The organism is Phenylobacterium sp. (genome assembly GCF_037189685.1).
GTDB lineage: Bacteria > Pseudomonadota > Alphaproteobacteria > Caulobacterales > Caulobacteraceae > Phenylobacterium.
This window is the reverse complement of the sequence record NZ_JBBCIT010000024.1, coordinates 1-21,460: the sequence shown is the minus strand read 5'-3', so window position 1 is coordinate 21,460 and position 21,460 is coordinate 1. Positions and strand designations below refer to the sequence as shown.

General features: G+C 71.9%; 23 protein-coding genes. 16 read left to right on the top strand and 7 right to left on the bottom strand.

What is annotated here, in order from left to right:
* Window positions 1-72 precede the first annotated feature (72 nt).
* Both WG212_RS14065 and WG212_RS14060 read right to left on the bottom strand, forming a co-directional pair.
* Complete coding sequence (locus WG212_RS14065; RefSeq protein ID WP_337187737.1) at window positions 73-1,284, bottom strand: DUF6596 domain-containing protein; 1,212 nt, start codon at window positions 1,282-1,284, stop codon at window positions 73-75.
* A complete protein-coding gene (locus WG212_RS14060; RefSeq protein ID WP_337187736.1) occupies window positions 1,285-1,635 on the bottom strand; it encodes a YciI family protein in 351 nt (116 codons plus the stop codon).
* Between the two features lie 167 nt (window positions 1,636-1,802).
* Between WG212_RS14060 and WG212_RS14055 the strand changes: the two genes are divergently transcribed.
* Both WG212_RS14055 and WG212_RS14050 read left to right on the top strand, forming a co-directional pair.
* On the top strand, window positions 1,803-2,072 hold the full coding sequence (locus WG212_RS14055; protein ID WP_337187735.1) for a type II toxin-antitoxin system ParD family antitoxin: 270 nt from the start codon (window positions 1,803-1,805) through the stop codon (window positions 2,070-2,072).
* Window positions 2,069-2,356 (top strand): type II toxin-antitoxin system RelE/ParE family toxin, encoded by a 288-nt coding sequence (locus tag WG212_RS14050; RefSeq protein WP_337187734.1) that lies wholly within the window; start codon window positions 2,069-2,071, stop codon window positions 2,354-2,356. The genes WG212_RS14055 and WG212_RS14050 overlap by 4 nt, the downstream gene beginning before the upstream one ends.
* On the opposite strand, the gene WG212_RS14045 is transcribed toward WG212_RS14050, so the two are convergent.
* Together WG212_RS14045 and WG212_RS14040 are read right to left on the bottom strand one after the other, a co-directional pair.
* Complete coding sequence (locus WG212_RS14045) at window positions 2,353-3,699, bottom strand: dihydroorotase (RefSeq protein ID WP_337187733.1); 1,347 nt, start codon at window positions 3,697-3,699, stop codon at window positions 2,353-2,355. The two genes, WG212_RS14050 and WG212_RS14045, sit on opposite strands and share 4 nt — an antisense overlap.
* Window positions 3,689-4,672 (bottom strand): glycosyltransferase family 9 protein, encoded by a 984-nt coding sequence (locus WG212_RS14040; protein WP_337187732.1) that lies wholly within the window; start codon window positions 4,670-4,672, stop codon window positions 3,689-3,691. Before WG212_RS14040 ends, WG212_RS14045 begins: the two co-directional genes overlap by 11 nt.
* A gap of 60 nt (window positions 4,673-4,732) precedes the next feature.
* Here WG212_RS14040 and WG212_RS14035 point away from each other — a divergent pair, with 60 nt between their 5' ends.
* Window positions 4,733-5,584, top strand: coding sequence for a folate-binding protein (locus tag WG212_RS14035; protein WP_337187731.1), 852 nt, complete (start codon window positions 4,733-4,735; stop codon window positions 5,582-5,584).
* Here WG212_RS14035 and WG212_RS14030 read toward each other — a convergent pair.
* A complete protein-coding gene (locus WG212_RS14030) occupies window positions 5,576-6,040 on the bottom strand; it encodes a hypothetical protein (protein ID WP_337187730.1) in 465 nt (154 codons plus the stop codon). The genes WG212_RS14035 and WG212_RS14030 overlap by 9 nt on opposite strands.
* A gap of 53 nt (window positions 6,041-6,093) precedes the next feature.
* Entirely contained in the window at window positions 6,094-6,969 is an 876-nt protein-coding gene (locus WG212_RS14025) for an alpha/beta hydrolase (RefSeq protein WP_337187729.1), read from the bottom strand.
* A gap of 46 nt (window positions 6,970-7,015) precedes the next feature.
* On the opposite strand from WG212_RS14025, the gene WG212_RS14020 reads away from it, so the two are divergent.
* The 8 genes from WG212_RS14020 (at window position 7,016) to WG212_RS13985 (ending at window position 14,981) form a co-directional block, all read left to right on the top strand.
* The gene (locus tag WG212_RS14020) at window positions 7,016-7,606 is read left to right on the top strand and encodes a DNA-3-methyladenine glycosylase I (RefSeq protein ID WP_337187728.1); all 591 of its coding nucleotides are present in this window, start codon (window positions 7,016-7,018) and stop codon (window positions 7,604-7,606) included.
* Window positions 7,603-7,731: a hypothetical protein gene (locus tag WG212_RS14015; protein WP_337187727.1), complete on the top strand. Its 129-nt coding sequence runs from the start codon at window positions 7,603-7,605 to the stop codon at window positions 7,729-7,731. Before WG212_RS14020 ends, WG212_RS14015 begins: the two co-directional genes overlap by 4 nt.
* A gap of 2 nt (window positions 7,732-7,733) precedes the next feature.
* Window positions 7,734-8,393 (top strand): ribonuclease HII, encoded by a 660-nt coding sequence (locus tag WG212_RS14010; RefSeq protein ID WP_337187726.1) that lies wholly within the window; start codon window positions 7,734-7,736, stop codon window positions 8,391-8,393.
* A gap of 164 nt (window positions 8,394-8,557) precedes the next feature.
* Entirely contained in the window at window positions 8,558-10,894 is a 2,337-nt protein-coding gene (locus WG212_RS14005) for an MHYT domain-containing protein (protein WP_337187725.1), read from the top strand.
* 85 nt (window positions 10,895-10,979) lie between these two features.
* On the top strand, window positions 10,980-12,059 hold the full coding sequence (locus WG212_RS14000) for a site-specific DNA-methyltransferase (RefSeq protein WP_337187724.1): 1,080 nt from the start codon (window positions 10,980-10,982) through the stop codon (window positions 12,057-12,059).
* 108 nt (window positions 12,060-12,167) lie between these two features.
* Entirely contained in the window at window positions 12,168-13,328 is a 1,161-nt protein-coding gene (locus WG212_RS13995) for an MFS transporter (RefSeq protein WP_337187723.1), read from the top strand.
* A 184-nt stretch (window positions 13,329-13,512) separates the two neighbouring features.
* Window positions 13,513-14,454: a DNA/RNA non-specific endonuclease gene (locus WG212_RS13990; RefSeq protein ID WP_337187722.1), complete on the top strand. Its 942-nt coding sequence runs from the start codon at window positions 13,513-13,515 to the stop codon at window positions 14,452-14,454.
* The gene (locus tag WG212_RS13985; protein WP_337187721.1) at window positions 14,451-14,981 is read left to right on the top strand and encodes an SMI1/KNR4 family protein; all 531 of its coding nucleotides are present in this window, start codon (window positions 14,451-14,453) and stop codon (window positions 14,979-14,981) included. The genes WG212_RS13990 and WG212_RS13985 overlap by 4 nt, the downstream gene beginning before the upstream one ends.
* Here WG212_RS13985 and mutY read toward each other — a convergent pair.
* Window positions 14,978-16,036 (bottom strand): A/G-specific adenine glycosylase, encoded by a 1,059-nt coding sequence (mutY, locus tag WG212_RS13980; RefSeq protein ID WP_337187720.1) that lies wholly within the window; start codon window positions 16,034-16,036, stop codon window positions 14,978-14,980. The genes WG212_RS13985 and mutY overlap by 4 nt on opposite strands.
* 95 nt (window positions 16,037-16,131) lie before the next feature.
* Between mutY and WG212_RS13975 the strand changes: the two genes are divergently transcribed.
* The 5 genes from WG212_RS13975 to WG212_RS13955 all read left to right on the top strand — a co-directional run.
* Window positions 16,132-17,250: an aromatic ring-hydroxylating dioxygenase subunit alpha gene (locus tag WG212_RS13975; RefSeq protein ID WP_337187719.1), complete on the top strand. Its 1,119-nt coding sequence runs from the start codon at window positions 16,132-16,134 to the stop codon at window positions 17,248-17,250.
* 4 nt (window positions 17,251-17,254) lie between these two features.
* Entirely contained in the window at window positions 17,255-17,812 is a 558-nt protein-coding gene (locus WG212_RS13970) for a DciA family protein (protein ID WP_337187718.1), read from the top strand.
* Between the two features lie 128 nt (window positions 17,813-17,940).
* Window positions 17,941-18,564 (top strand): DsbA family protein, encoded by a 624-nt coding sequence (locus tag WG212_RS13965; RefSeq protein ID WP_337187717.1) that lies wholly within the window; start codon window positions 17,941-17,943, stop codon window positions 18,562-18,564.
* Between the two features lie 31 nt (window positions 18,565-18,595).
* The gene (locus WG212_RS13960) at window positions 18,596-19,198 is read left to right on the top strand and encodes a DsbA family protein (RefSeq protein WP_337187716.1); all 603 of its coding nucleotides are present in this window, start codon (window positions 18,596-18,598) and stop codon (window positions 19,196-19,198) included.
* Window positions 19,199-19,203: 5 nt separating this feature from the next.
* The coding region (locus WG212_RS13955; RefSeq protein ID WP_337187715.1) for an AAA family ATPase at window positions 19,204-21,460 on the top strand (2,257 nt) is incomplete at its 3' end.

The following is a 21,460-nucleotide window of genomic DNA, read 5'->3' as shown; positions in this document are numbered from 1 at the left end:
CGTGCAGAGGCGCTGGCCGCCGCATCGTCCGGGAGCGCGATAGCCCGGGGGGGACGCCGGCTCAACCGGCGCTCACGTCAACGCGCGCAGCCGCCGTTCCAGGTAGAGGCGCTCGGCGGGTGGCGGGTCGAGCGACAGGGCGGCCGCCCAGGCCACCGCGGCCTCGGGCGCGCGGCCGGCGCGGGCGCAGAGGTGGGCGCGGGTGGCTTGCCAGGGCAGCCAGGCGTCCATGTCCGGGACGTCGGCCAGGATCGCGAGGCCGGCGTCGGCGCCGAAGGCCTCGCCGTGGGCCACGGCGCGGCTGACCGCCACCGCGGGGCCGGGGCGGATGCGCGCGAGGATGTCGTACAGCGCCGCGATCACGTCCCAGTCGGTGCGGCCGGTCTCGCGCCGGGCGCAGTGGGCGCCGTGGACCGCCGCCAGGATCTGGCGGGGGCCGCTGCGGCCGAAGCCGGCCGCGCGGTCCAGCAGGCGGGCGGCCTCGCCGATGAGGTCGGAGCGCCAGAGCGCGGCGTCCTGGGCTTCGGGCGGGACCGCGGCGCCCTGGGCGTCCAGCCGGGCGGGTCGCCGCGCCTCGGCGAAACGGACCAGGGCGGCCAGTCCCAGGACCTCGGGCTCGTCCGGCATGAGTTCGGCCAGCAGGCCCGACAGCCGCAGTATCTCGGCGGCGAAGGGCGCCACGTCGCCATCCGACAGGGCCGCGTCCTCGTAGGCCTGGGCGTACGCGACCTCCAGGGTGGACAACACCGCCTCGACCCGTTCGGGCCAGGCGGAGCGGCCGGGGATCTCGAACGGGACGCCGGCGGCCGCGATCTTGCGCTTGGCGCGGGTGATCCGCTGGAGCATGGCCGGCTCGGCGACGAAGAAGGCGCGGGCCAGCCGGCCGGTGGAAAGGCCGCAGACCACCTTCAGCGTCAGCGCGGCGCGGGCGTCGGGCGCCAGGGCCGGATGGCAGCAGACGAAGATCAGCCGCAGCCGCTCGTCGGGAATGGGCTGGTCGGCCGCCATGAGGATGTCCTCGGGCGTGGGCGCGGGGGCCGGCGCGTCGTGGGTCGCCCGCTCCCGCACGGCGGCGCGGCGCTTCGCGTCGATCGCCCGGCGCAGCGCGGCGCGCCAGAGCCAGGCGGCGGGATCGTGCGGCGGCTGTTCCGGCCAGGCCGCCACGGCGGCTGCGGCGGCGTCGGAGAAGGCGTCCTCGGCCAGGTCGAGGTCGCGCAGCCGGCCGGCCAGCGCGGCCACAACGCGGGGCCGGGCTGATGCGATCGCCGCGCCGATCCGCTCCATCTAGTAGTCCGCGAGCGGCCGCACCTCGACCTTGCCGCCGTCGATCACCGGCACGCGGCGCGCGATCTCGAGGGCGGCGTCCAGATCGGGGACCTCGATCAGGTAGTAGCCGCCGAGGTGCTCGCGGGTCTCGGCGAAGGGGCCGTCGTGCAGCGTCTGCCGGCCGTCTCTGGTGACGATGGTGGTGGCCGTGGAGGTCTCCTTCAGCCCGCCGCCGCCGCGCAGCACGCCCCGGGTTTCGAGGTCCTCGGCCAGGGCCACGTGCTTGCCGACGATCTCCATCAGCGCGGCCTCGCCCGCTTCGCCCGCATAGCCGTCCTCGGGTTCGTAGATCAGGATCATGTACTGCATGGCGTGTCCCCTTCGGGCCTGAGATTGCGCGACGCGGATGCGCGCGTCACCGGGGAGACGCGCGGGCGGCGCGGGATTCGACAGGCGGCGCAGGATATGCGCGCGGCTTTCCGGGGCGTTATGGCGGCGGTTCTCGGCCCGGCGCTGGAGTGATAGGCTGTCGCACCATGAAACTCGAACTTCCGCCCGAGCTCGAAGCCATCGTCGAAGAGGCGGTGAAGTCCGGCCGGTATGCGACGGCGCTGGACGCGACCCGTGAGGCCTTCCTGCTGTTGGACCAGCAGGAAGCGGAGTTCCGTGCGTTGAAGCACGAGATCGACGCCGGTATTGCAAGCCCAAAGGCGCCTTGGGAACCTGACTTGGCCGAGGGCGTCAAGCGGCGCGGCCGTGAGCGACTGGCCCGTGAACGATTGGCCCTTGAGCGCGGAGGCCGGTGAGGCTCGAACGCTCGCAGGCGGCGCTTGCCGACCTGGACGACATCTGGTGGTACGTCGCCTCGGACAGCGAGGCGATGGCCGACAAGCTCATCGAACGGCTCGTATCGGCCGTCGAGCGCCTGGCGGACTTTCCCTACATGGGCGTGGCGCGTGAGGATCTCGCAGCCGGCCTCAGAGCCCTGTCCATCGACAACTATGTGGCGTTCTATCGCGTCCTGTCCGATGTCGTGATGATCGAGCGCGTCCTGCACGCGCGTATGAACGCCACCCGCAAGGCCTTCTAACTCCCCAGCGTCTCCAGGAACCGCACCGGCTCGCCGAGGCCGGGGGCCACGATCTCGTCGTCGCGCATGACGATGCGGCCGCGGACGATGGTGGCCATCGGCCAGCCCTTGGCCTCGACGCCGTCGAAGGGCGTCCAGCCCGAGCGGGTGGCCATCCAGTCGTGGGTGATGGTGCGGCGGGCCTTGAGGTCCACGATGGTCAGGTCGGCGTCGTAGCCCACGGCCATGCGCCCCTTGTTGGCCAGGCCGAAGACGCGGTTGGCGCCATGGCTGGTGAGATCGACGAAACGCTCCAGCGAGAGGCGGCCGTCGGCCACGTGCGTGAGCATCAGCGGCACCAGGGTCTGCACGCCGGGCATGCCCGAGGGCGAGGCGGGATAGGGCCGGGCCTTCTCCTCGCGGGTGTGGGGCGCGTGGTCCGAGCCGATGACGTCGGCGACGCCGTTCGCCACGCCGGCCCACAGGCCGTCGCGATGCTCGGCGGTGCGGATGGGTGGGTTCATCTGGGCGAAGGCCTTCAGCCGCTCATAGGCCTCGGGGGCGGCGAGGGTCAGGTGCTGGGGCGTCACCTCCACCGAGGCCACGTCCTTGTGGGCGGCCAGGTAGGCGATCTCCTCACGGGTCGTGACGTGCAGGACATGGATGCGCTTGCCCGTCTTGCGGGCGAGCCGCACGAGCCGTTCGGTGGACTGGATGGCCGACTGGGCGTCGCGCACCTCGGGGTGGCTGGTCCAGTCGCCGGTGCGCGCCAGGGGGCGGCGCTCGGCCAGCCGGTATTCGTCCTCGGAATGGAAGGCGGCGCGGCGGTTGATGTGGCGCAGCACGTCCTCGACGCCTTCGTCGTCCTGCACCAGCAGGGTGCCGGTCGAGGCGCCCATGAACACCTTGATGCCGCAGCAGCCGGGGAGGCGCTCCAGATCCCCCAGGAAGCGGGCGTTCTCGTGCGTGCCGCCGACGTAGAAGGCGTGATCGCAGTGCATGCGCCCCTTCGCCCGGGCCAGCTTGTCGGCCAGCGTGTCGGGATCGGTGGTGGTGGGCTCGGTGTTCGGCATCTCGAACACGGCGACGACGCCGCCCAGGACCGCGCCGCGGGCGCCGGTCTCGAGGTCCTCCTTCCATTCCAGGCCGGGCTCGCGGAAATGGACCTGGGTGTCGATGACTCCGGGCAGGACGGTGAGGCCCGTGGCGTCGAACACCTCGCCGGCCGAGGCCTGGGAGAGGTCGCCGATGGCGGCGAACCGGCCGTCGCGGACGCCGACGTCGGCGCGCCCGCGCCCGGCATGGTTCACCACCTCGCCGCCGCGGACGATCAGGTCATAGGTCCCGTTGGGCTTATTGGGCATCGGCGCGTTCCGTGGCTTTCAGCAGGTCCTTGGCGGCGGATACGACCGTTTCGATCCGCAGGTCCATCATATGGCAGATCGCCTGGCCGAATCCCGGATCGGCGGCGCGGATCTCGTCGAAGTTGCGCGGGCCGCGGACGACGCGCGCGTCCGGTCCCCAGGGCGCATAGAGCCGCTCGTCCGACGGTCCGAACAGGCCCAGCGTGGGACATCCGGCCGCGGCGGCCAGGTGCATGGCGCCCGAGTCGTTGCCGATGAACAGCCGCGCCCGCTTGAGACAGGCGAAGGCCGTGACGAGGTCGGCCTTGCCGGCCAGGTCGATGAACCCCTTGCGGGACACGTCGCGCAGCGCCAGGGCCAGCCGCTCGTCGCCGGGGCCGCCCAGCACCATGATGCGGCCGCCGTAGAGGGGCGCGCCGGGGTCGCGGAGCAGGCGCATGGCCGTCTGGGCGAAGCGCTCGGCCGGCCAGGTCTTGCCGATCCAGTTGGCGGCGGGCGCCAGGGCGAGGATGGGGCCGGCGCCGGCGGTCAGTTCGTCGGCCAGGGCCTCCACCTCGGGGCTGGTGAAGATGTGGGGCGGGGCCGGTTCGTCGTCGATGCGCAGGGTGCGCGCGGCCTCCAGCACCTTGTGCGCCGGCTGGGCGCCCTTGCGGTGGATCGCCCGGCGCCGGGTGGACAGGAAGCGCGAGATCCCCGAGCCGCGCAGGTCGACGATCAGCCCCCACTTGGTGCGCCGCACCTGCCGCCACAGGCCGAACCAGTGGCCGCCCAACGGCGACTTGGCCATCACGATGACTCGGGCGAGTCCCGGGACGTGGGCGAACAGCGGCGCGGCGTCGGGGCCGGCCACGATGGTGAAGCGCGCGTTCGGGATCTCGTCGGCGAGGCGCTTGACCAGGCCGGACGACAGCACCGCGTCCCCGATGCGCGTGGCCGTGATGAAGAGGATGGGAAAGGCGGAGGCGGGAGCCATCGCGCGCTTATAGGTCGCCGGGCGCTGGCGCTCCACCGCGGCGCGTCCCAAATTGCCGTCATGTCCGATGCTCCGATCTTCGCCCGTCTCGACAGCCGCGCCCTGATCGCCGTGGGCGGGGACGACTGGCGCGGCTTCCTCAACAACCTGATCACCCAGGACGTGACCGGCCTGGCGCCGGGCGAGGCGCGGTTCGGCGCGCTGCTGACGCCGCAGGGGCGGCTGCTCCACGACCTGTTCGTGGTGGGCCGGGAAGAGGGGGCCTGGCTGGACGTGGAGGCCGCGCACCGCGAGGCCCTGTTCCGGCGGCTGGCGATGTACCGGCTGCGGGCCAAGGTGACGCTGGCGGCGGACGACGCGCCGGTGTCGGCCCTGTTCTCGGCGGAACCCGGAAGCGTCCCGCAGCGTCCGGGCGGAGGCTTCTGGGCCGCCGATCCGCGCCTGCCGGACCTGGGTTGGCGGGGTTATGGCGCAGCGGCGCCGGCGGGGGCGGTCGTGGCGGACGAGGCCGCGCGCGAGGCGCAGAAGCTGCGCCTGGGCGTGCCCGGCCCGGCGGACTGGGGCGTCGAGCGCACCTATCCCATCGAGGCGGATTTCGACCTGCTGAACGGCATCGACTTCAAGAAGGGCTGCTTCGTCGGCCAGGAGACGACGTCGCGGATGAAGCGCCGCGGGACGATCCGGACCCGGATGCTGCCGATCGTGTTCGAGGGCCCGCCGCCGCCGCCCGGAACCGAGGTGCTGGCGGGCGAACGGCGCGCGGGCGAGGTGCTGACGGGCGGGCCGGGCCGGGCGATGGCGCTGCTGAGGCTGGACCGGGCGCTGGGAGCCGACCTGACGGTGGAGGGGCGCCCGGCGCGGGCCGAGGTTCCGGCCTGGATGACGGAGGCGGTGGCTGAGGCTTCAGGCTGACCGATTACGGCCCGCGACGACGGCGTAGGCGGCGGCCGCGAGCGCACCCGAGAACAGGCCGGCGCCGGCCATCAGGGCGGCGCCGGCGACGCTCGGCGCCACGACCGCGAAGCTGACGTCCCCGATCCTCTGCGCGGCGGCATGAATCGTATAGGCGTCTAGCGCCGCGGCTGAGATCCCGGGAAGCGGGGCCACCAGAGCGAGCAATCGCAGCAGGCCCATATCCGCAGGGGAGTTCGAGCGGCCGAGCTGTGTCGAGGCCGCGGCGATCGCCCCGACGACCAGTCCGACGGACATCAGGGCGGCCAGCTTGGAGATTGGCCCCAGTTCGAGAAGCAGAACGCCGATGACCTCGAGTGGGCCTCCGGAAATCTGACCCCAACGGCTCGCGATCACCACCGCCGCCGAAACGACGACCAGGCCGAGTCCTCCGGCGACGATCGCATACCCGCGCATGTTGGCCCCCCCGGTCCGAGGGGAAGGCTAGTTGGGCCGCCGCGCGCGCGCAATCACGCCGTGAAGAACCCCCTCAGCAGCGCCAGGGTCTCGTCGGGCTTCTCCTCGGGGATGAAGTGGCCGCAGTCGAGGGCCTGTCCCTGGACGTCGTCGGCCCATTCGCGCCAGACGGCCAGGGTATCGTACCAGGCGGCGAGCGCGCCCCGACCGCCCCACAGGACCTGGACCGGGCAGGCGATCCTGCGCCCGGCCTTTCGGTCGGTCTCGTCCAGCACGCGATCGTAGCCGGCGCCGGCGCGATAGTCCTCGCACATGCCGTGGATCACCTCGGGCCGGCGCGCGGCGGCCAGATAGTCGGCGTAGGCGTGGGGATCGAAGCCCGTGACGGCGCCCCGGAACTGGGCGCGAAACATGAAACCTTCGGGATCGGCGGCGATCAGCGTCTCGGGGAACGGGTGCGGCTGGGCCAGGAAGCTCCAGTGCCAGTAGCCCAGGGCGAAGCGGCGGTCGGCGCGGGCCCAGACCTCGCCCGTGGGGATGATGTCGAGGATGGAGACGCGGCGCACCGCGGCGGGATGGTCCAGCGCGAGGCGATAGGCCACGCGGCCGCCGCGGTCGTGCCCGGCCACGGCGAACCGCTCGAAGCCGAAGTGCGCCATCAGGGCGATCGCATCGCGGGCCATGGCGCGCTTGGACGAGGTCTCGTGGTCGTCCGATGCGGGCGGCAGGGTCGAGCCGCCGTAGCCGCGCAGGTCGGGGCAGACGACGGTGAAGTCGCGGGCCAGGCCCACGGCCACGCGATCCCACATCATGTGCGTCTCGGGATAGCCGTGCAGGAGCAGGAGCGGCGGTCCGGATCCGCCGTGGCGGACGCGCACCGACACCTGGGGCAGGTCGACCTGCGACAGCGTGAAACCCTCGAACGGCATCGGTTCCCCTCTTGTTCCGGAGCCTGGGACCGGCGAGAGTGCGCCCATGTCCGAGACCCTGACTCGTTGCGAATGGCGCGGCATGGCCGGCGATACGCTGTACGAGGCGTACCACGACGACGAATGGGGCGTGCCGGAATACGATTCCCGCGCGCTGTGGGAGAAGCTGGTGCTGGACGGGTTCCAGGCGGGGCTTGCCTGGATCACCATCCTGCGCAAGCGCGACGCCTTCCGCGCGGCCTTCGACGGCTTCGACCCCGAGAAGGTGGCGCGCTACGGCGAGGCCGACCGCGCGCGGCTGATGGCCGACGCCGGCATCGTGCGCTCGAACGCCAAGATCGACGCGGCCATCAACGGCGCCCGCATCTACCTGGACATGCGCGACCGGGGTGAGGATTTCTCGGCGTTCTGCTGGAGCTTCACGGGCGGCAGGCCGGTGCAGAACGCCTGGACGGCTCCGGGGCAGGTTCCCGCCCAGACGCCGCTGGCGGTGGAGATGTCCAAGGCGCTGAAGGCCAAGGGGTTCAAGTTCGTGGGGCCGGTGATCGTCTATGCCTGGATGCAGGCGGTGGGGATCGTGAACGACCACATGACCTCGTGTCCGCAGCACCAGCGTGTGAAGCGGCTGGCGCGATGAGGGCTCTGGTCCTGGCCGTCGCGCTGCTGCTTGCGGGCTGCGAACACATGTACGGCGCGATGGACGCGGGCCGGCTGGCACCGGGCCGCGGGGCGGACGGCGCGACCATGCCGGCCAAGGAGTAGTCATGGCGCGCGGGCCTACCCTCCTGCTCGAACGCGCCTTCGTGGGCGGTCCGGTCTGCGGCGTGGACGAGGCTGGGCGGGGGCCGTGGGCGGGGCCCGTGTCGGCGGCCGCGGTGATCCTGCCGGACAATCCGCGAAAGGTCCCCAAGGGCCTGGACGATTCCAAGAAGCTCACGGCCAAGGCCCGCGAGGGGCTGGAGGTCGAGATCAAGGCGACGGCGATGGCCTGGGGCGTGGGCTTCGCTTCTGTCGAGGAGATCCACGAGCTGAACATCCTGCACGCCACGGGGCTGGCGATGCGCCGGGCGATCGCGGCGCTCAGCCTCCCGCCGGCCTACGCCCTGGTGGACGGGAACTACCGCTTCGATCTGCCGTGCGAGGTGAGGACCGTGGTGGGCGGAGACGCCAAGTCGAAGTCGATCGCGGCGGCCTCGATCCTGGCTAAGGTCGCCCGCGACCGGCTGATGACCGAGATGGACGCGCGCTATCCCGGTTACGGTTTCGCCCGTCACAAGGGCTACAACGCCCCCAGCCACCTCGAAGCCCTGGTCGCCCTGGGGCCGTGCGAGATCCATCGGCGGGCCTGGCGGCCGGTGAAGCTGGTGCTGGCCGGAGTCGACCCGCGCAGCGTGGGCGGCGTACAGGACGAGCTGCCGTTCTGATCGCCTCTTCCTCCGCGCCGCAAGTCCGGCCGGTGGCCTGTTTGCGCCTCGGTGGCGTTTCCGGATGTTGTCGAATCTCGGGGCAACTTTAGGTTGAAACGAGTCGCGCCTTGTTAAGTCGCGTCGTCTAGGTTCGCGCGTCCAGGCCCCCGGGTGAGCGTGCGATGGCTTCGATTCTGACCTGCGTTCTCGTCGAGCACGACCTGCGCCTGGTGGTCCTCGCGGCGCTGGTCTGCGCCGCGGCGTCGGCCGCCGCCTTCGGCTTCCACGCCCGGGCGCTTCGGGCGCGGGCCATGTCCAACCGCCTGGCCTGGATCGGGCTGACGGGGCTCGTCGCGGGGTCGGGCGTCTGGGCCACGCACTTCATCGCCATGCTGGCCTACCAGCCCCAGCTTCCCATCGGCTACGCGCCGGTGGAGACGGCGTTGTCCCTGGTGATGGCGATCGTCGGTATGGGCCTGGGCTTCGCCTTTCCCGTGCTGCAGCCTGGTCGCGTGGTGGCCATGGCGAGCGGCGGACTGACCGGCATGGCCGTGGGCGCCATGCACTTCACGGGTGTGGCCGCCATGCGCGCCCAGGCCCGTTTCGAATGGGACGTGGGCTACGTGGTCGCCGCGGTGGTGATCGGTGTCGTGGCCGGGGCGGCGGCGTTCGCCGCTCGCTCGGCGTTCAAGGGGCACGCGCGGTGGGTGGCGGCCGCAACGCTGCTGCTTCTGGGGATCGTGGGCCTCCACTTCACCGCAATGGCGGCGGTGCGGCTGCTTCCCGATCCTGCGATGGCCGTACCGTCGGAGCTGGCTGGGCGCGCGGTTCTGGCATCGGCGGCGGCGGTGATGGTGGCGATGCTGCTCACCGCGGGGGGCAGTCTGATCGTGATGGAGCGGCTCGGCCGCCGGGCGACGCTAGGAGGGCTGCGCGACGCTCTGGACGTGGTGCCGTCCGCGTTGTCGTTCTACGACGCCCGCAATCGGCTGCTGTCCTGGAACCGCGCCTACGAGCGGATGATGCGAGACGTGGGGATCGCCGTCTCCGAGGGGATGCCGCGCCACGAGATGGTGGATGCGGCCCTGCGGGCCGGATGGAGGCCGCTGGACGGAAGTGACTATCTGGAGCGGCGGCGCGACGCCATCAACGGCGCATCGCCGGCCATGCACCTGCTGACGACAGACGGCCGCACGCTGCGTCACGAGTCGTTCGCGACGGCGGACGGCGGCGGCGTGACGGTCATGACCGACGTCACCGAACAACTCGAGACCACGCGCGTCCTGGCCCAGGCCCGCGACGCCGCCGAGGCGGCGAACCGCGCCAAGAGCCAGTTCCTGGCCAACATGAGCCACGAGATCCGCACCCCGCTCAACGGCGTGCTGGGCGTGGCCGACGTGCTGGCGGGCACGGCGCTGAGCGGGCGCCAGCGGGAACTGGTCGGGGTGATCCAGGACTCGGGCTCGTTGCTCAACGCCCTGCTGACCGATCTTCTGGACCTGGCGCGGGTCGAGGCGGGCGCGGCGGTGCTGCGGCCCGAAGCCGTGTCGCTGGCGGGGCTCGCCGCCTCGGTGCGGGGGCTCTATGCGGCGCGCGCCGAACAGAAGGGCCTGGCGCTGGACCTGGAGATCGCGCCGGAAGCCGGCGGGCGCGTGGCCTGCGATGCGCTTCGGCTGCGCCAGGTGCTGGGCAATCTGGTGAACAACGCCGTGAAGTTCACCGACAAGGGGCGTGTGGTGCTGACGCTCTCCCGGGCCGGCGACGCCGTGCGGTTCGAGGTGCGAGACACCGGGCCGGGTTTCGACTCGGCGATGAAGGCGGCCCTGTTCGGCCGCTTCCAGCAGGCCGACGACAGCTCCACGCGCCGTCACGGCGGCGCGGGCCTGGGGCTGGCGATCTGCCGGGAATATGTGGCGCTGATGGGCGGGGTGCTGGACGCGCAGTCCGAACCTGGCGCGGGCGCCGTCTTCGCCTTTGACCTCGACCTGCCCCTGCTGGCCAGCGAACCCGAAACGGATGCCGGGGCGGCGGGCAGCATGGATGCTGGTCAGGACGCGCGTATGGACCTGAGGCCCGACGCCGGGGCGGACGCTGAGTCGGACACCGCACGCGCCCCGCCTGAGCCGGGGCGCGTGCGGATCCTCGTGGTGGACGACAATGCGGTGAATCGCCAGGTGCTGGGCCTCATGCTGGATGCGGTGGGAATCGAGCATGCCGCCGCCGATGACGGCAGTGCGGGTCTGGCGGCGGCGATGACGGGGGCCTTCGACGCCGTGCTGATGGACATCCAGATGCCGGTCATGGACGGGTTCGAGTCCACCCGCCGAATCCGCGCCTGGGAACGTTCGAGCGGCCGCGAACGGATGCCGATCCTGATCGTCTCGGCCAACGGGCTCCAGGAGCACGTGGACGCGGGGATCGCCGCGGGGGCCGACGCCCACCTGAACAAGCCGGTCTCCGTGCCCCAGCTCCTCGGCGCCCTGGAGACGCATGTGATCGCGTTGCGCGAGGCGGCTTAGCCCAACCGGGAACGAGCGTCCGTTGACGGGACGTTCACCATATCGCCCGAGGATTCAGGGTCTATTGGGCTTTGAGGACTGGGCCATGGGGCTGCCGATCGACGCCATCCTGAATGGCGACTGCCTGGAGGAGCTGAAGAAGCTTCCCGACCGTTCGGTCGACCTCGTGTTCGCCGACCCGCCCTACAACCTCCAGCTCGGCGGCGACCTGCTGCGGCCCGACAACTCCAAGGTGGACGCGGTCGACGACCACTGGGACCAGTTCGAGAGCTTCGCCGCCTATGACGCCTTCACCCGCGCCTGGCTGGCCGAATGCCGGCGGGTGCTGAAGGACGACGGCGCGCTGTGGGTCATCGGCAGCTACCACAACATCTTTCGCGTCGGCGTGGCGGTGCAGGACCTGGGCTTCTGGATCCTGAACGACGTGGTCTGGCGCAAGTCGAACCCGATGCCGAACTTCAAGGGCACGCGCTTCACCAACGCCCACGAGACCCTGATCTGGGCCGCCAAGAGCCGGGGCGGGCGGCGCTACACCTTCAACTACGACGCCATGAAGATGGCCAACGACGAGCTCCAGATGCGCTCGGACTGGACCCTGCCGCTCTGCACCGGCGAGGAGCGGCTGAAGGACGACAGCGGCGCCAAGGCGCACCCGACCCAGAAGCCCGAGGCGCTGCTGCACCGGGTGATCATGGCCTCGACACGGCCAGGCGACGTGATCCTGGACCCGTTCTTCGGCACGGGCACCACGGGCGCGGTCGCCCGGCGGCTGGGGCGCCGGTTCGTCGGGATCGAGCGTGAGGCCGAGTATGCGAAGATCGCCGAGGCGCGGATCGCCCGGGTGATCCCGGCCACCGCCGAGGAGATGGTGGTGACCGGCTCGAAGAAGGCCGAGCCGCGGGTGCCGTTCGGCCAGCTCGTCGAGGCAGGCCTCGTCCGGCCGGGCGACGTGCTCTACTGCCCCCGTGGCCAGAACGCCGCGCGGGTTCGGGCCGACGGCAGCCTGGCGGTGGGCGAGCTGACCGGCTCGATCCACAAGATGGGCGCGATGGTCCAGTCGGCGCCCGCCTGCAACGGCTGGACCTACTGGCACTTCAAGACCGACGGCGGCCTGGCGCCTATCGACGTCCTGCGGGCCAAGGTCCGGGCCGCGACGCCGGCCTGACGTTCCTTCCCGGCCGCTTGGACGGGAAACGCTGGACGGCATACCCGGTCTTCAGCCACCCTGGTCTCAAACAAGCGTTTGGGGAGATGGCATGGGCGGGCGGCGGCGGTGAACCCGCGCATCTATGTCCTGACGCTGTGTACGTTCGCGTTCGGCTCGGCGGCGTTCATCTTCGCGGGCCTGCTGGAGGAGATGGCGGCCGACCTGGGGGTCTCGACCGCCGTCGCGGGCCAGCTCCAGACGGCCTATGTGCTGACGTCCGCGGTGCTGGGACCTGTCGTGGCGTGGGCGCTGGGGCGGCTGGACCGGCGGCTGGTGGTGATCCTGGGCCTGTCGATCGGGCTGGTGCTGCATCTGGCCTGCGCGATCGCGCCCAACTACGAGACCCTGCTGGTCTTCCGCGCCCTCGCGGGCGTGGCGGGCGCCATGTCGGGCCCGGCCGCCAGCGTGGCCGCCGCCGCGCTGGCGCCGCCCGAGCGGCGGGGCTCGGCCCTGGCGATGGTCACGGGCGGCATGACTCTGGCCTTCGTGGTCGGCATCCCCATCGGCAGCGTGGCGGGCGCGATGTTCGGGTGGCGGGCGACCTTCGTGGTGGCGGCCATCCTGGCCGGCGTGGCGCTGGCGGCGGTGGCGATCTTCCTGCCCAGCGTGCCGGCCCCGGCCAAGCGTGAGGGCGGCCGGCTGGACCTCGCCGGCATCTGGCCGATCTACCTGACCAGCTTCCTGACCTTCGCCGCCAACATGACGCTCAACCTCTACATCGCCCCCATCGTGCGGGTGGGCGCCGGCGTGACCGGGGCCGGCGTGGCGCTGTTCCAGTCGATGATCGGCTTCGGCGCGGCCATGGGCCTGTGGCTGGGCGGGCGCGCCGCCGACCGGGGCGCCGGCAAGGCCTGGGTGCTGCAATGCATCGGGCTTCAGGGCGTGGCCATGAGCCTGCACTACGCCGCCACCCACCAGGCGCTGCCAGAGGGCCTCGCCACCCAGGGCCTGGTGCTGGCCGCGATCTTCCTGGCGGCCACGGCGCTGTTCTCGATCTCGCCGGTGACGCAGTCGCGGCTGGTCCAGATGACCGGCGGGGCGCCGGTGGCGCTGGCGCTCAACGGCTCGGTCTTCGCCATGGGCCAGGCCACGGGCGCGACGATGGGCGGTGCGGCCCTGGCGGCCTTCGGCGTGCCGGCGATCCCCGCCGCCGCCCTGGCCATGTCGCTGGTCGCCCTGGCGACCCTCGCCTTCGTGTTCCCGCGCGATGTGAAGCCCGTGGCTTAGGGGCCCCGGCACTCCGAGCCATATTGCGTTAGCGGCGATCCGTGCGACCGTCCGACTTTTTGTCGATACTAATAGTTCTTATTTTGTTCTTTACACACATGGCTATCCATGTGAGAATCCCAGTAATCGGGGAACACGGTGACTGGCGGTTCCCGGAAATCAGACATTGATGAAGGGGTGCTCGATGGCGGCGATGCCGAGGGGGACACCGCGTTCCGTTCCGAATCCGGTGGGAGAGCTGTACGATGAAATGATGCGGCAGGAGCGGTTGAAGAAGCAGGCCGCAGAGACTCCGCCCACGTCGCCGCTATCCATGGATACCTCGGCGTTCGTGCCGTTCGGATGGCGTTCGGACGCCATCCGCCAAACGCCCTATTCCAATGACCTCATCACGATCGGCGGTCGGACCTACCGGCAGGTCGACACCGGGCAGGCGAACGTCCTCGTCCCGACCAACGATCCTCGGATTTCGCCTGTCGAACTGGCGGCGCGCCGACGGGCCATCGAAAACGCGTCCCTCATGGCGAAGAGTCCGTTGGCCGGCGCCGCCTATGGCCTTGCTTCGCTGATGAACGCTTCGCCAGCGAGGCTGGAGGCTGCGCTCAGGGCTGGGAGTGCGGCGGACGCCTTGATGATGGTGCCGAGAGTACGTGGCGCGCCGCCGCCGCAACGCCTCCCGGAACCACGTTGGGACCGCCCGAACCCGAGCTACCGGGAGCTCAACAAGAACGGGCAGGCGCAAGGCGCGGTCGCGTCGCTCAGGCCGGCAATGCTCGGCACAGGGACGCGCGCCGACCCGCGGATACGCCCGCCCGGCTGGCAGGGGCATGGCCGAGACTTCAACGAGGCCAGAGCACATCTCGTCGCGAAGGATTTCGCTGGCTTGGGACACGATCCGCGGAATCTCGTCACGCTCACCCACAACGGCGCCAACACGCCTGAGATGCGGGGGTTCGAGCAAGCCGTGAAGCGGAGGGTGCGAGACGGGGAGTTCATCGAATATTCCGCCACACCGCTGTATGACGCCGGCGCCCTGCCGCCGTGGGGTATATTGCTGACGGCGTATGGAACGCAGGGCGCGCCTGTGGCCAGGATCGTCCGGAATCCGGCGGGGAGGCCGAAATGACCATCGAGGCTCTGCTGAAGGCGGTTCCGCCCCCGGCGACCCCGTCCGAGGCGTTCCTCGGACCCTGGGAGCCGATCGAGGCGGAACTGGGGACCAGATTGCCCCAGGACTACAAGGATTTCGTGCGCGTCTATGGATACGGCTACTTCATGGAGTTCCTCGGAATCAATGTTCCGAGGACTAAGAACCCCTACACGCGCTTCGAGGCGGAGATTCATGCGGTCCGCGGCGCGTTCTTGCCGGACGAGGATGATCCGCGTCCTCTGTGGCCGGAGCCGGGCGGCCTCATTGTCTTCGGCGGCACAGACAATGGCGACTATCTCTTCTGGCTGCCGCGCGGCGCGCCCGAGGATTGGCGTGTCGTTGTCTGGAGCCGGGGGATGAGCACGTTCGAGGTGCTGGATTGCGACCTCACCGGCTTCCTGGCAGGGCTGGCTACCGGCGAGGTTCTGCCCGAGGAGTTTCCGGAAAATATGCTGCCTTGCGATCACCTGTTCCAGTCGCATCCGCCGATGTCGCCCGCTTAGAGCAGGTTCGACAGCCCCGCGCGGGCGGCCTTGAGGAAGACGCTGGGCAGGGCGTCCAGGTCATGGCGCGGGGCCCAGATGAGGTCGTCGCGCGTGGCGGGGGCGTCGCCGTCGGCGCGCAGCAGGCGTAGCGTCAGCGTGAAATGGGTGAAGCCATGCTCCACCTCGCCGACGCCGCGCCAGGCGGCGTCGGCGGGCGCGGCGCCATGGGCCTCGGCGTCGGTCCAGGGCGCGGCGCGCCAGTCCGTGGTGGGGAGCGCCAGCATTCCGCCCAGCAGGCCCTTGGGCGGCCGCCGGACGAGGGCGATCCGGGAGCCGTGGGTCAGGATGAAGGCCGCGCCGTGGCGGTGGGGCCGTTCCGCCTTGGCGGCCTTGCGCGGGAAGGCCTCGGGCGCGCCGGTCGCCAGGCCGGCGCAATGGGCGGCGACGGGGCAGCGGTCGCAGAGCGGCGCCCTGGGCCGGCACACGGTGGCGCCCAGGTCCATCAGCGCCTGGGCCCAGTCGCCGGGCCGGTGCTCGCGGACCAGGCCGGCGGCGAGGCGCTTCAATTCCGGCTTGGCGTCCGGCAGCGGCGCCTCCACCGCGAACAGCCGGGCCATCACCCGCTCGACGTTGCCGTCCACCACGTTCGTGGGCAGGTCGAAGGCGATCGCGCCCACTGCCGCCGCCGTGTAGGGGCCGAGGCCGGGCAGGGCGCGCAGGCCGTCCTCGGTGTCGGGGAAGACGCCGCCGTGATCCGTCGCGACGGCGCGGGCGCAGGCCAGCAGGTTGCGGGCGCGGGCGTAGTAGCCGAGGCCCGCCCAGGCGGCCATGACGTCGGCGTCCGGAGCGGCGGCGAGATCGCGCACCGTGGGCCATCGCGCGGTGAACTTCAGGAAATAGGGTGTGGCGTGCGGCACCGTGGTCTGCTGCAGCATCACCTCGGACAGCCACACCCGGTACGGATCGGCCCGGACGCCGGCGGCGTGGTCGCGCGGCCCGACCCGCCAGGGCAGGTCGCGGGCCCGGGCGTCGTACCAGTCGAGGAGGGCGGCGCGGAGGGCTTGGACGTTCACGCGCCCTGGCCTAGCACCGCGCCCGGCCGCGGCGAAGCCTTGCCTGACGTGGTGGCGGCGCGGCACGGTGGCGTCCGGAAAAGGGGGATCGGACGATGCTGCCCGGCATATCGGCCGAGGAGGCCCGGCGCGCGGCCCTGCCGCTGGAAGAAGCCTGGACGCTGCCCCCTGTCGCCTACCTGAGCGAGGAGATCCACGCGCTGGAGCGCGAGCGCATCTTCCGGCGCTGCTGGTGGCCTCTGGCGCGTGTGGACCAGCTTCCCGAGCCCGGCGACTACCTGACCATGGAGGTGCTGGGCCAGCCGCTGCTGGTGGTCCACGGGACCGACGGGACGTTCCGCGTCATGTCGAACGTCTGCCTGCACCGGGCGGCGGTGATCGCGGAGGGGCGCGGACGGCGCAGGCTGTTCACCTGTCCCTATCACGCGTGGGCCTACGACACGGCCGGCCGACTGGTCGCCGCGCCGCTCATGGACGGTGCTGCGGATTTCCCGCCCGCCGACTGCCGGCTGCCGCAGGTGAGGACCGAGGTCTGGGAAGGCTTCGTGATGGCGAACCTCGACCCCGACGCCCCTGCCTTCGCCGTGCAGGCGCGCGGGCTCGCGGCCGCGTTCGCGGCCTACGGCCTGGCGGACATGGCGGTCGTGAGGACCCTGACCTACGAGAGCCGCTGGAACTGGAAGGTCCTGGTCGAGAACTTCATGGAGGCCTACCACCACATCGGCCCCCACGCGGCGACGTTCGAGCCCGCCTTCCACGCCCGCGACTCCGAGGTGCTGGGGCGTGACGAGCCGTGGGCCATCCTGCGGATGCCGCCGGCGGGCGAGGCGCGCGAGCCCGGCCTGGTGGGCGGGCTGGACGACAGCCAGGCGGGCGTCCTGTTTGCGGCGGCGGCCTTTCCGCACTTCCTGTTCGCGCCGCACGACAACGGCATGGCCTGGTACCAGATCTTCCCTCACGCGGCCGACCGGCTGACGCTCAATATCCACGTCTGCACGCCCGGCTTCGCGCGGGAGCTGGCGGATTTCGAGCAGATCGTCGAGGCTTCCGTGGCCTTCACCGACCACGTCCACCAGGAGGACATCGCCGCCAACGACGGCGTCTGGCGCGGCCTGAACGCCCCGCTGACGGTCCAGGGCCGGCTGTCGCCCCTGGAAGGCGCCGTCTGGCGGCTGAACCGGTGGTGGCTTCGGGAGATGGGCGCGCTAGACTAGGGCCGTGCCACGCCGCCCCCTTCCCAGCCTGGACGAGGCCCGCGCCATCCTGGCCGCGCGGCGGACACGCCCGCCGCATCGCCCCCCGCCGCCCGCGGGCCGGGCGCTGAACGCCTACCTGAAGGACATGGACGCCCGCTTCGGCCAGGGGGCCGACGCGCTGGCCGCCCGCTGGCGCGAGGTGGTCGGGCCGCAGATCGCCCAGCGCACCGAGCCGGTGAAGCTGACGCGTGGCCGGAGCGGGGGGCCGTCGTCGCTGGAGATCCGGGTGGCCGGCCCGGCGGCGGCCATCATCCAGCATCAGGCCCACGAGATTCTGTCGCGGGTGAACCTGTTCCTGGGCCCCGAGGCGGTGCAGAAGCTCCGGATCGTCCAGGGTCCTCTTCGCCGTCCGGCCGCGGCGTCGACGCCACGCCGCGCCGTCGCTCCGCTCGATGCGGCGGCCGAAGCCGAGCTCGCGGAGGGCCTGTCCGGGGCGCCGGAGGGACGGCTCAAGGACGCCCTGCTGAAGCTCGGTCGTGGCGTCATGACCCGTGGCTCCACCCGCAACGGGGGCGGTTGACACACATCCGCCGCGGTCGCATCGGCAGTTGGCCCCGGCCGCCTCCTGAGGTCACGTCCTGAAGACGGCGGTTGGGCCGCGCGGGAATCGCGCTTTAATCCTTTGTTCAGAAGCTCCGGAAGGTGTGCATGTCGAACCTCAGCCGCCGCCTCGTGATGGCCGCCGCCGCCGCGGGCGCCGCGCTCGCGCTCGCGAGCTGCAACCAGGGCGGGGGCGCCGGGGGCGCTTCGGCCGACGCCATGACGATGGGTGATCCCAAGGCGCCGGTGCATGTGGAGGAATACGCCTCCCTGACCTGCGGCCATTGCGGTCAGTTCGCGCTCGAGGTCCTTCCGGCGTTCAAGGCCAAGTACATCGACACCGGCAAGGCCCGTTACACGCTGCACGAATTCCCGACGCCGCCCATCGCGGTGGCGGCCGCCGGCTTCCTCACCGCCCGTTGCGCGGGGAAGGACAAGTACTTCGGGGTCGTGGACGCCATTTTCCATAGCCAGCAGGAGATGTTCACCTCGGGAGATCCCCGGGGCGTGCTGCTCAAGGTGGCGCAGTCGGCCGGGATGACCGAGCAGCAGTTCAACGCCTGCATCCAGGATGAGAAGGCCCTCGAGGCGCTGAACGCCCGCGTCGAGCAGTCGGCCCGGCGTCAGAACATCACCTCCACACCCACGTTCGTCATCAACGGCAAGGTGGCCAAGGAGGGCGCCATGACCCTCGAAGAGCTGGACGCCGCGATCGCGGCGGCGTCGAAGTAGAATGAAGGGCCTCTCGCGCCGCGCCGTATGCGTGAGCGCCGCCTCCGGCGCGTTGCTGGCGGCCGTCCCGGCGCGTGCGGCGGTCAAGTCCGCGCCGGGCGACATGAGCCTGGGCGACCCGAAGGCGCCGGTCCACGTGGTGGAATACCTCTCGCTGAGCTGTTCGCACTGCGCGCACTTCCACGAGGACGTCTTCCCGGCGTTCAGGGCGAAGTACATCGATACGGGCAAGGTCTACTTCACGGTGCGGGAGTTGCTGACCGCGCCGGCGCAGGTGGCCGCGGCGGGCTTCCTCCTGGCCCGCTGCAACGGCGGGACGCGCTACTTCACCATCCTGGATCAGGTCTTCCGCAGCCAGGGCCGCTGGGGCTCGGGGCAGATCAAGCCGATCTTCCTCGAGATCGCCACCCAGAACGGGATCACCGAGGCCCAGTTCGACGCCTGCCTCAGCGATGCGAAGGCCAACGACGCCCTCTCCAGTCGCCTGGAATATGCGACCGGCGTCGACAAGGTGACGGGCACGCCCACGTTCTTCATCAACGGCGTCATGCTCCAGGTGGGCCACACGCCCACCCTGGCCGAGCTCGACGCGGCCATCGCCAAGGCGCTCAGCAAGACCGGGGGGAGGCGCTAGCGGCCGTGCATTTCCAGCGGCTCAGGCTCGCGGGCTTCAAGTCCTTCGTCGATCCGACCGAGTTCCGGATCGAGCCGGGACTCACGGGCGTCGTCGGGCCGAACGGCTGCGGGAAGTCGAACCTGCTGGAGGCGCTGCGCTGGGTCATGGGCGCCAATTCCGCCAAGGCGATGCGCGCCGGCGGGATGGACGACGTGATCTTCGCCGGCGCCGCCAACCGCCCCGGGCGCAACCACGCCGAGGTCTCGCTCACCATCGACAACGCCGCCCGGCGCGCCCCGCCGGCCTACAACGACCATCCCGTCATCGAGGTGATCCGGCGCATCGACCGGGGCGCGGGCTCGACCTACCGGATCAACGGCCGCGAGGTGCGCGCCCGCGATGTCCAGCTCCTGTTCGCCGACGCCTCGACGGGCGCGAGCTCGCCCGCCCTGGTGCGCCAGGGCCAGATCTCCGAGCTGATCGCCGCCAAGCCGCAGAACCGGCGGCTGATCCTGGAGGAGGCCGCTGGCGTTTCGGGCCTGCATTCGCGGCGGCACGAGGCCGAGCTGCGCCTGCGGGCGGCCGAAGCCAACCTGACGCGACTGGACGACGTGGGCCAGGAGCTCGAGGCCAGCCTGGGCCGCCTGAAGCGCGAAGCGCGGCAGGCCGAGCGCTACAAGAAGCTCTCGGCCGAGATCCGGGCGCTGCAGGGCGCCGTCCTGGTGGCGAAGTGGACCGAAGCGAAGGCCGCGGCCGAGCGGCTGGCCGCCGAGGCCCGCGCCGCCCACCAGGCGGTGGAGGAGACCGCCCGCGCGGCCGCGTCGGCGACGACGAGGGTCGCCGAGGCCGAGGCGGCGCTGAAGCCGCTGCGCGAGGCCGAGACCGTGGCCGCCGCGATCCTGCACAAGCTGGCCATCGACAAGGACCGCCTGGACCGCGAGGCCGAGGCCCATGCCGCCGAGCTGAAGCGGCTGTCCGACGACCTCGCGCGGATCGACGCCGACCGCGCGCGGGAGACGCACATCGTCGAGGACGCCGGGCAGGCGCTGGCGCGGCTGGCTGCCGACCTGGCCGCGCTGGAGGCCGAGATCTCCGCGGCGCCCGAACGGGGACCCGAGCTGGAGGCCGTCGCCCGCGCCGCCGAGGCCGCCCGTGCGGAGGCCGACGCCGACGTCGAGCGGCTGGCCGCCCAGGCGGCTGCGCGCGAGGCCGAGCGCCGGGCCGCCCAGGCGCGGGTGGAAGAGGCGCAGATGCGCGTGGCCCGAACCCGTCGCGCCCTGGAGCAGGCTCGTGGCGAGCGCGCCGCGCTAGGCCCCGCCGCGGATCCCCAGGCCGATGCGGCGCGGACGGTTCTGGCCGCCGCCGAGGCCGCCCTTGCGGCCGCTCGCGCCGCCCTGGACGCCGCCGAGGACGAGCGCGCAGGGGCTACCGAGGCCGAGGCGGTGGCGCGCGACGCGGCCCGGAAGCTCGAGGAACAGCTCGGCCGCCTGACCGCCGAGGCCCGCGCGCTGGCCGGGCTGGTGGCGCAGGCGAAGCGCGGCGGCTTCGCCCCGGTGCTCGACAGCGTGGCGCCCGATCGCGGCTACGAGGCCGCCCTGGCGGCGGCTTTCGGCGACGACCTGGACGCCGCTCTCGACCCCGCCGCGCCTGCGCACTGGAGCGGGCGGGAGGTCGTGGCGCCAGCATGGCCCGAAGGGGCGACGCCGCTCGGTCCGCTGGTGCGGGCGCCCGGGGCGTTGGCCGCGCGACTGGCCTTCGTGGCGCTCGTGGACCGCGCCGACGGCGATCGGTTGCAGAAGGCGCTGCCGCCCGGCGGGCGGCTGGTGTCTAAGGAAGGCGACCTCTGGCGCTGGGACGGCTTCACCGCGCGCGCCGAGGCGCCCAAGCCGGCGGCGATCCGCCTGGAGCAGAAGACGCGCCTCGCCGAGCTCGAGACCGGGATCGAGGCGCTGGAGCCGCGGGCGAAGGCGGCGCGTGAGGCGGCGGCGGCCGCCCTGGCGCGTGTGCGTGCGGCCGATGAGGCGTTGCGCGCCGCCCGGCGGGAGCCTCCGGCCCTGGAGCAACGCGCCGGGCAGGCGCGGGCGTCGCTGGAGCGGCTGGACCGGGAAGCCGCGATGAAGGCGGCGCGCGCGGCGTCGCTGGACGATCTTGTCGGCCGCTTCGAGGCCGAACTGGCGGAACACGAGGCCGCCCTGGCCGAGGTGCTGAAGGCCGTGGGTGGCGGGGATGCGGCCGACGATCTGGCCGAACGCCTGGCGGCCGCCCGCGCCGCCGCCGGGC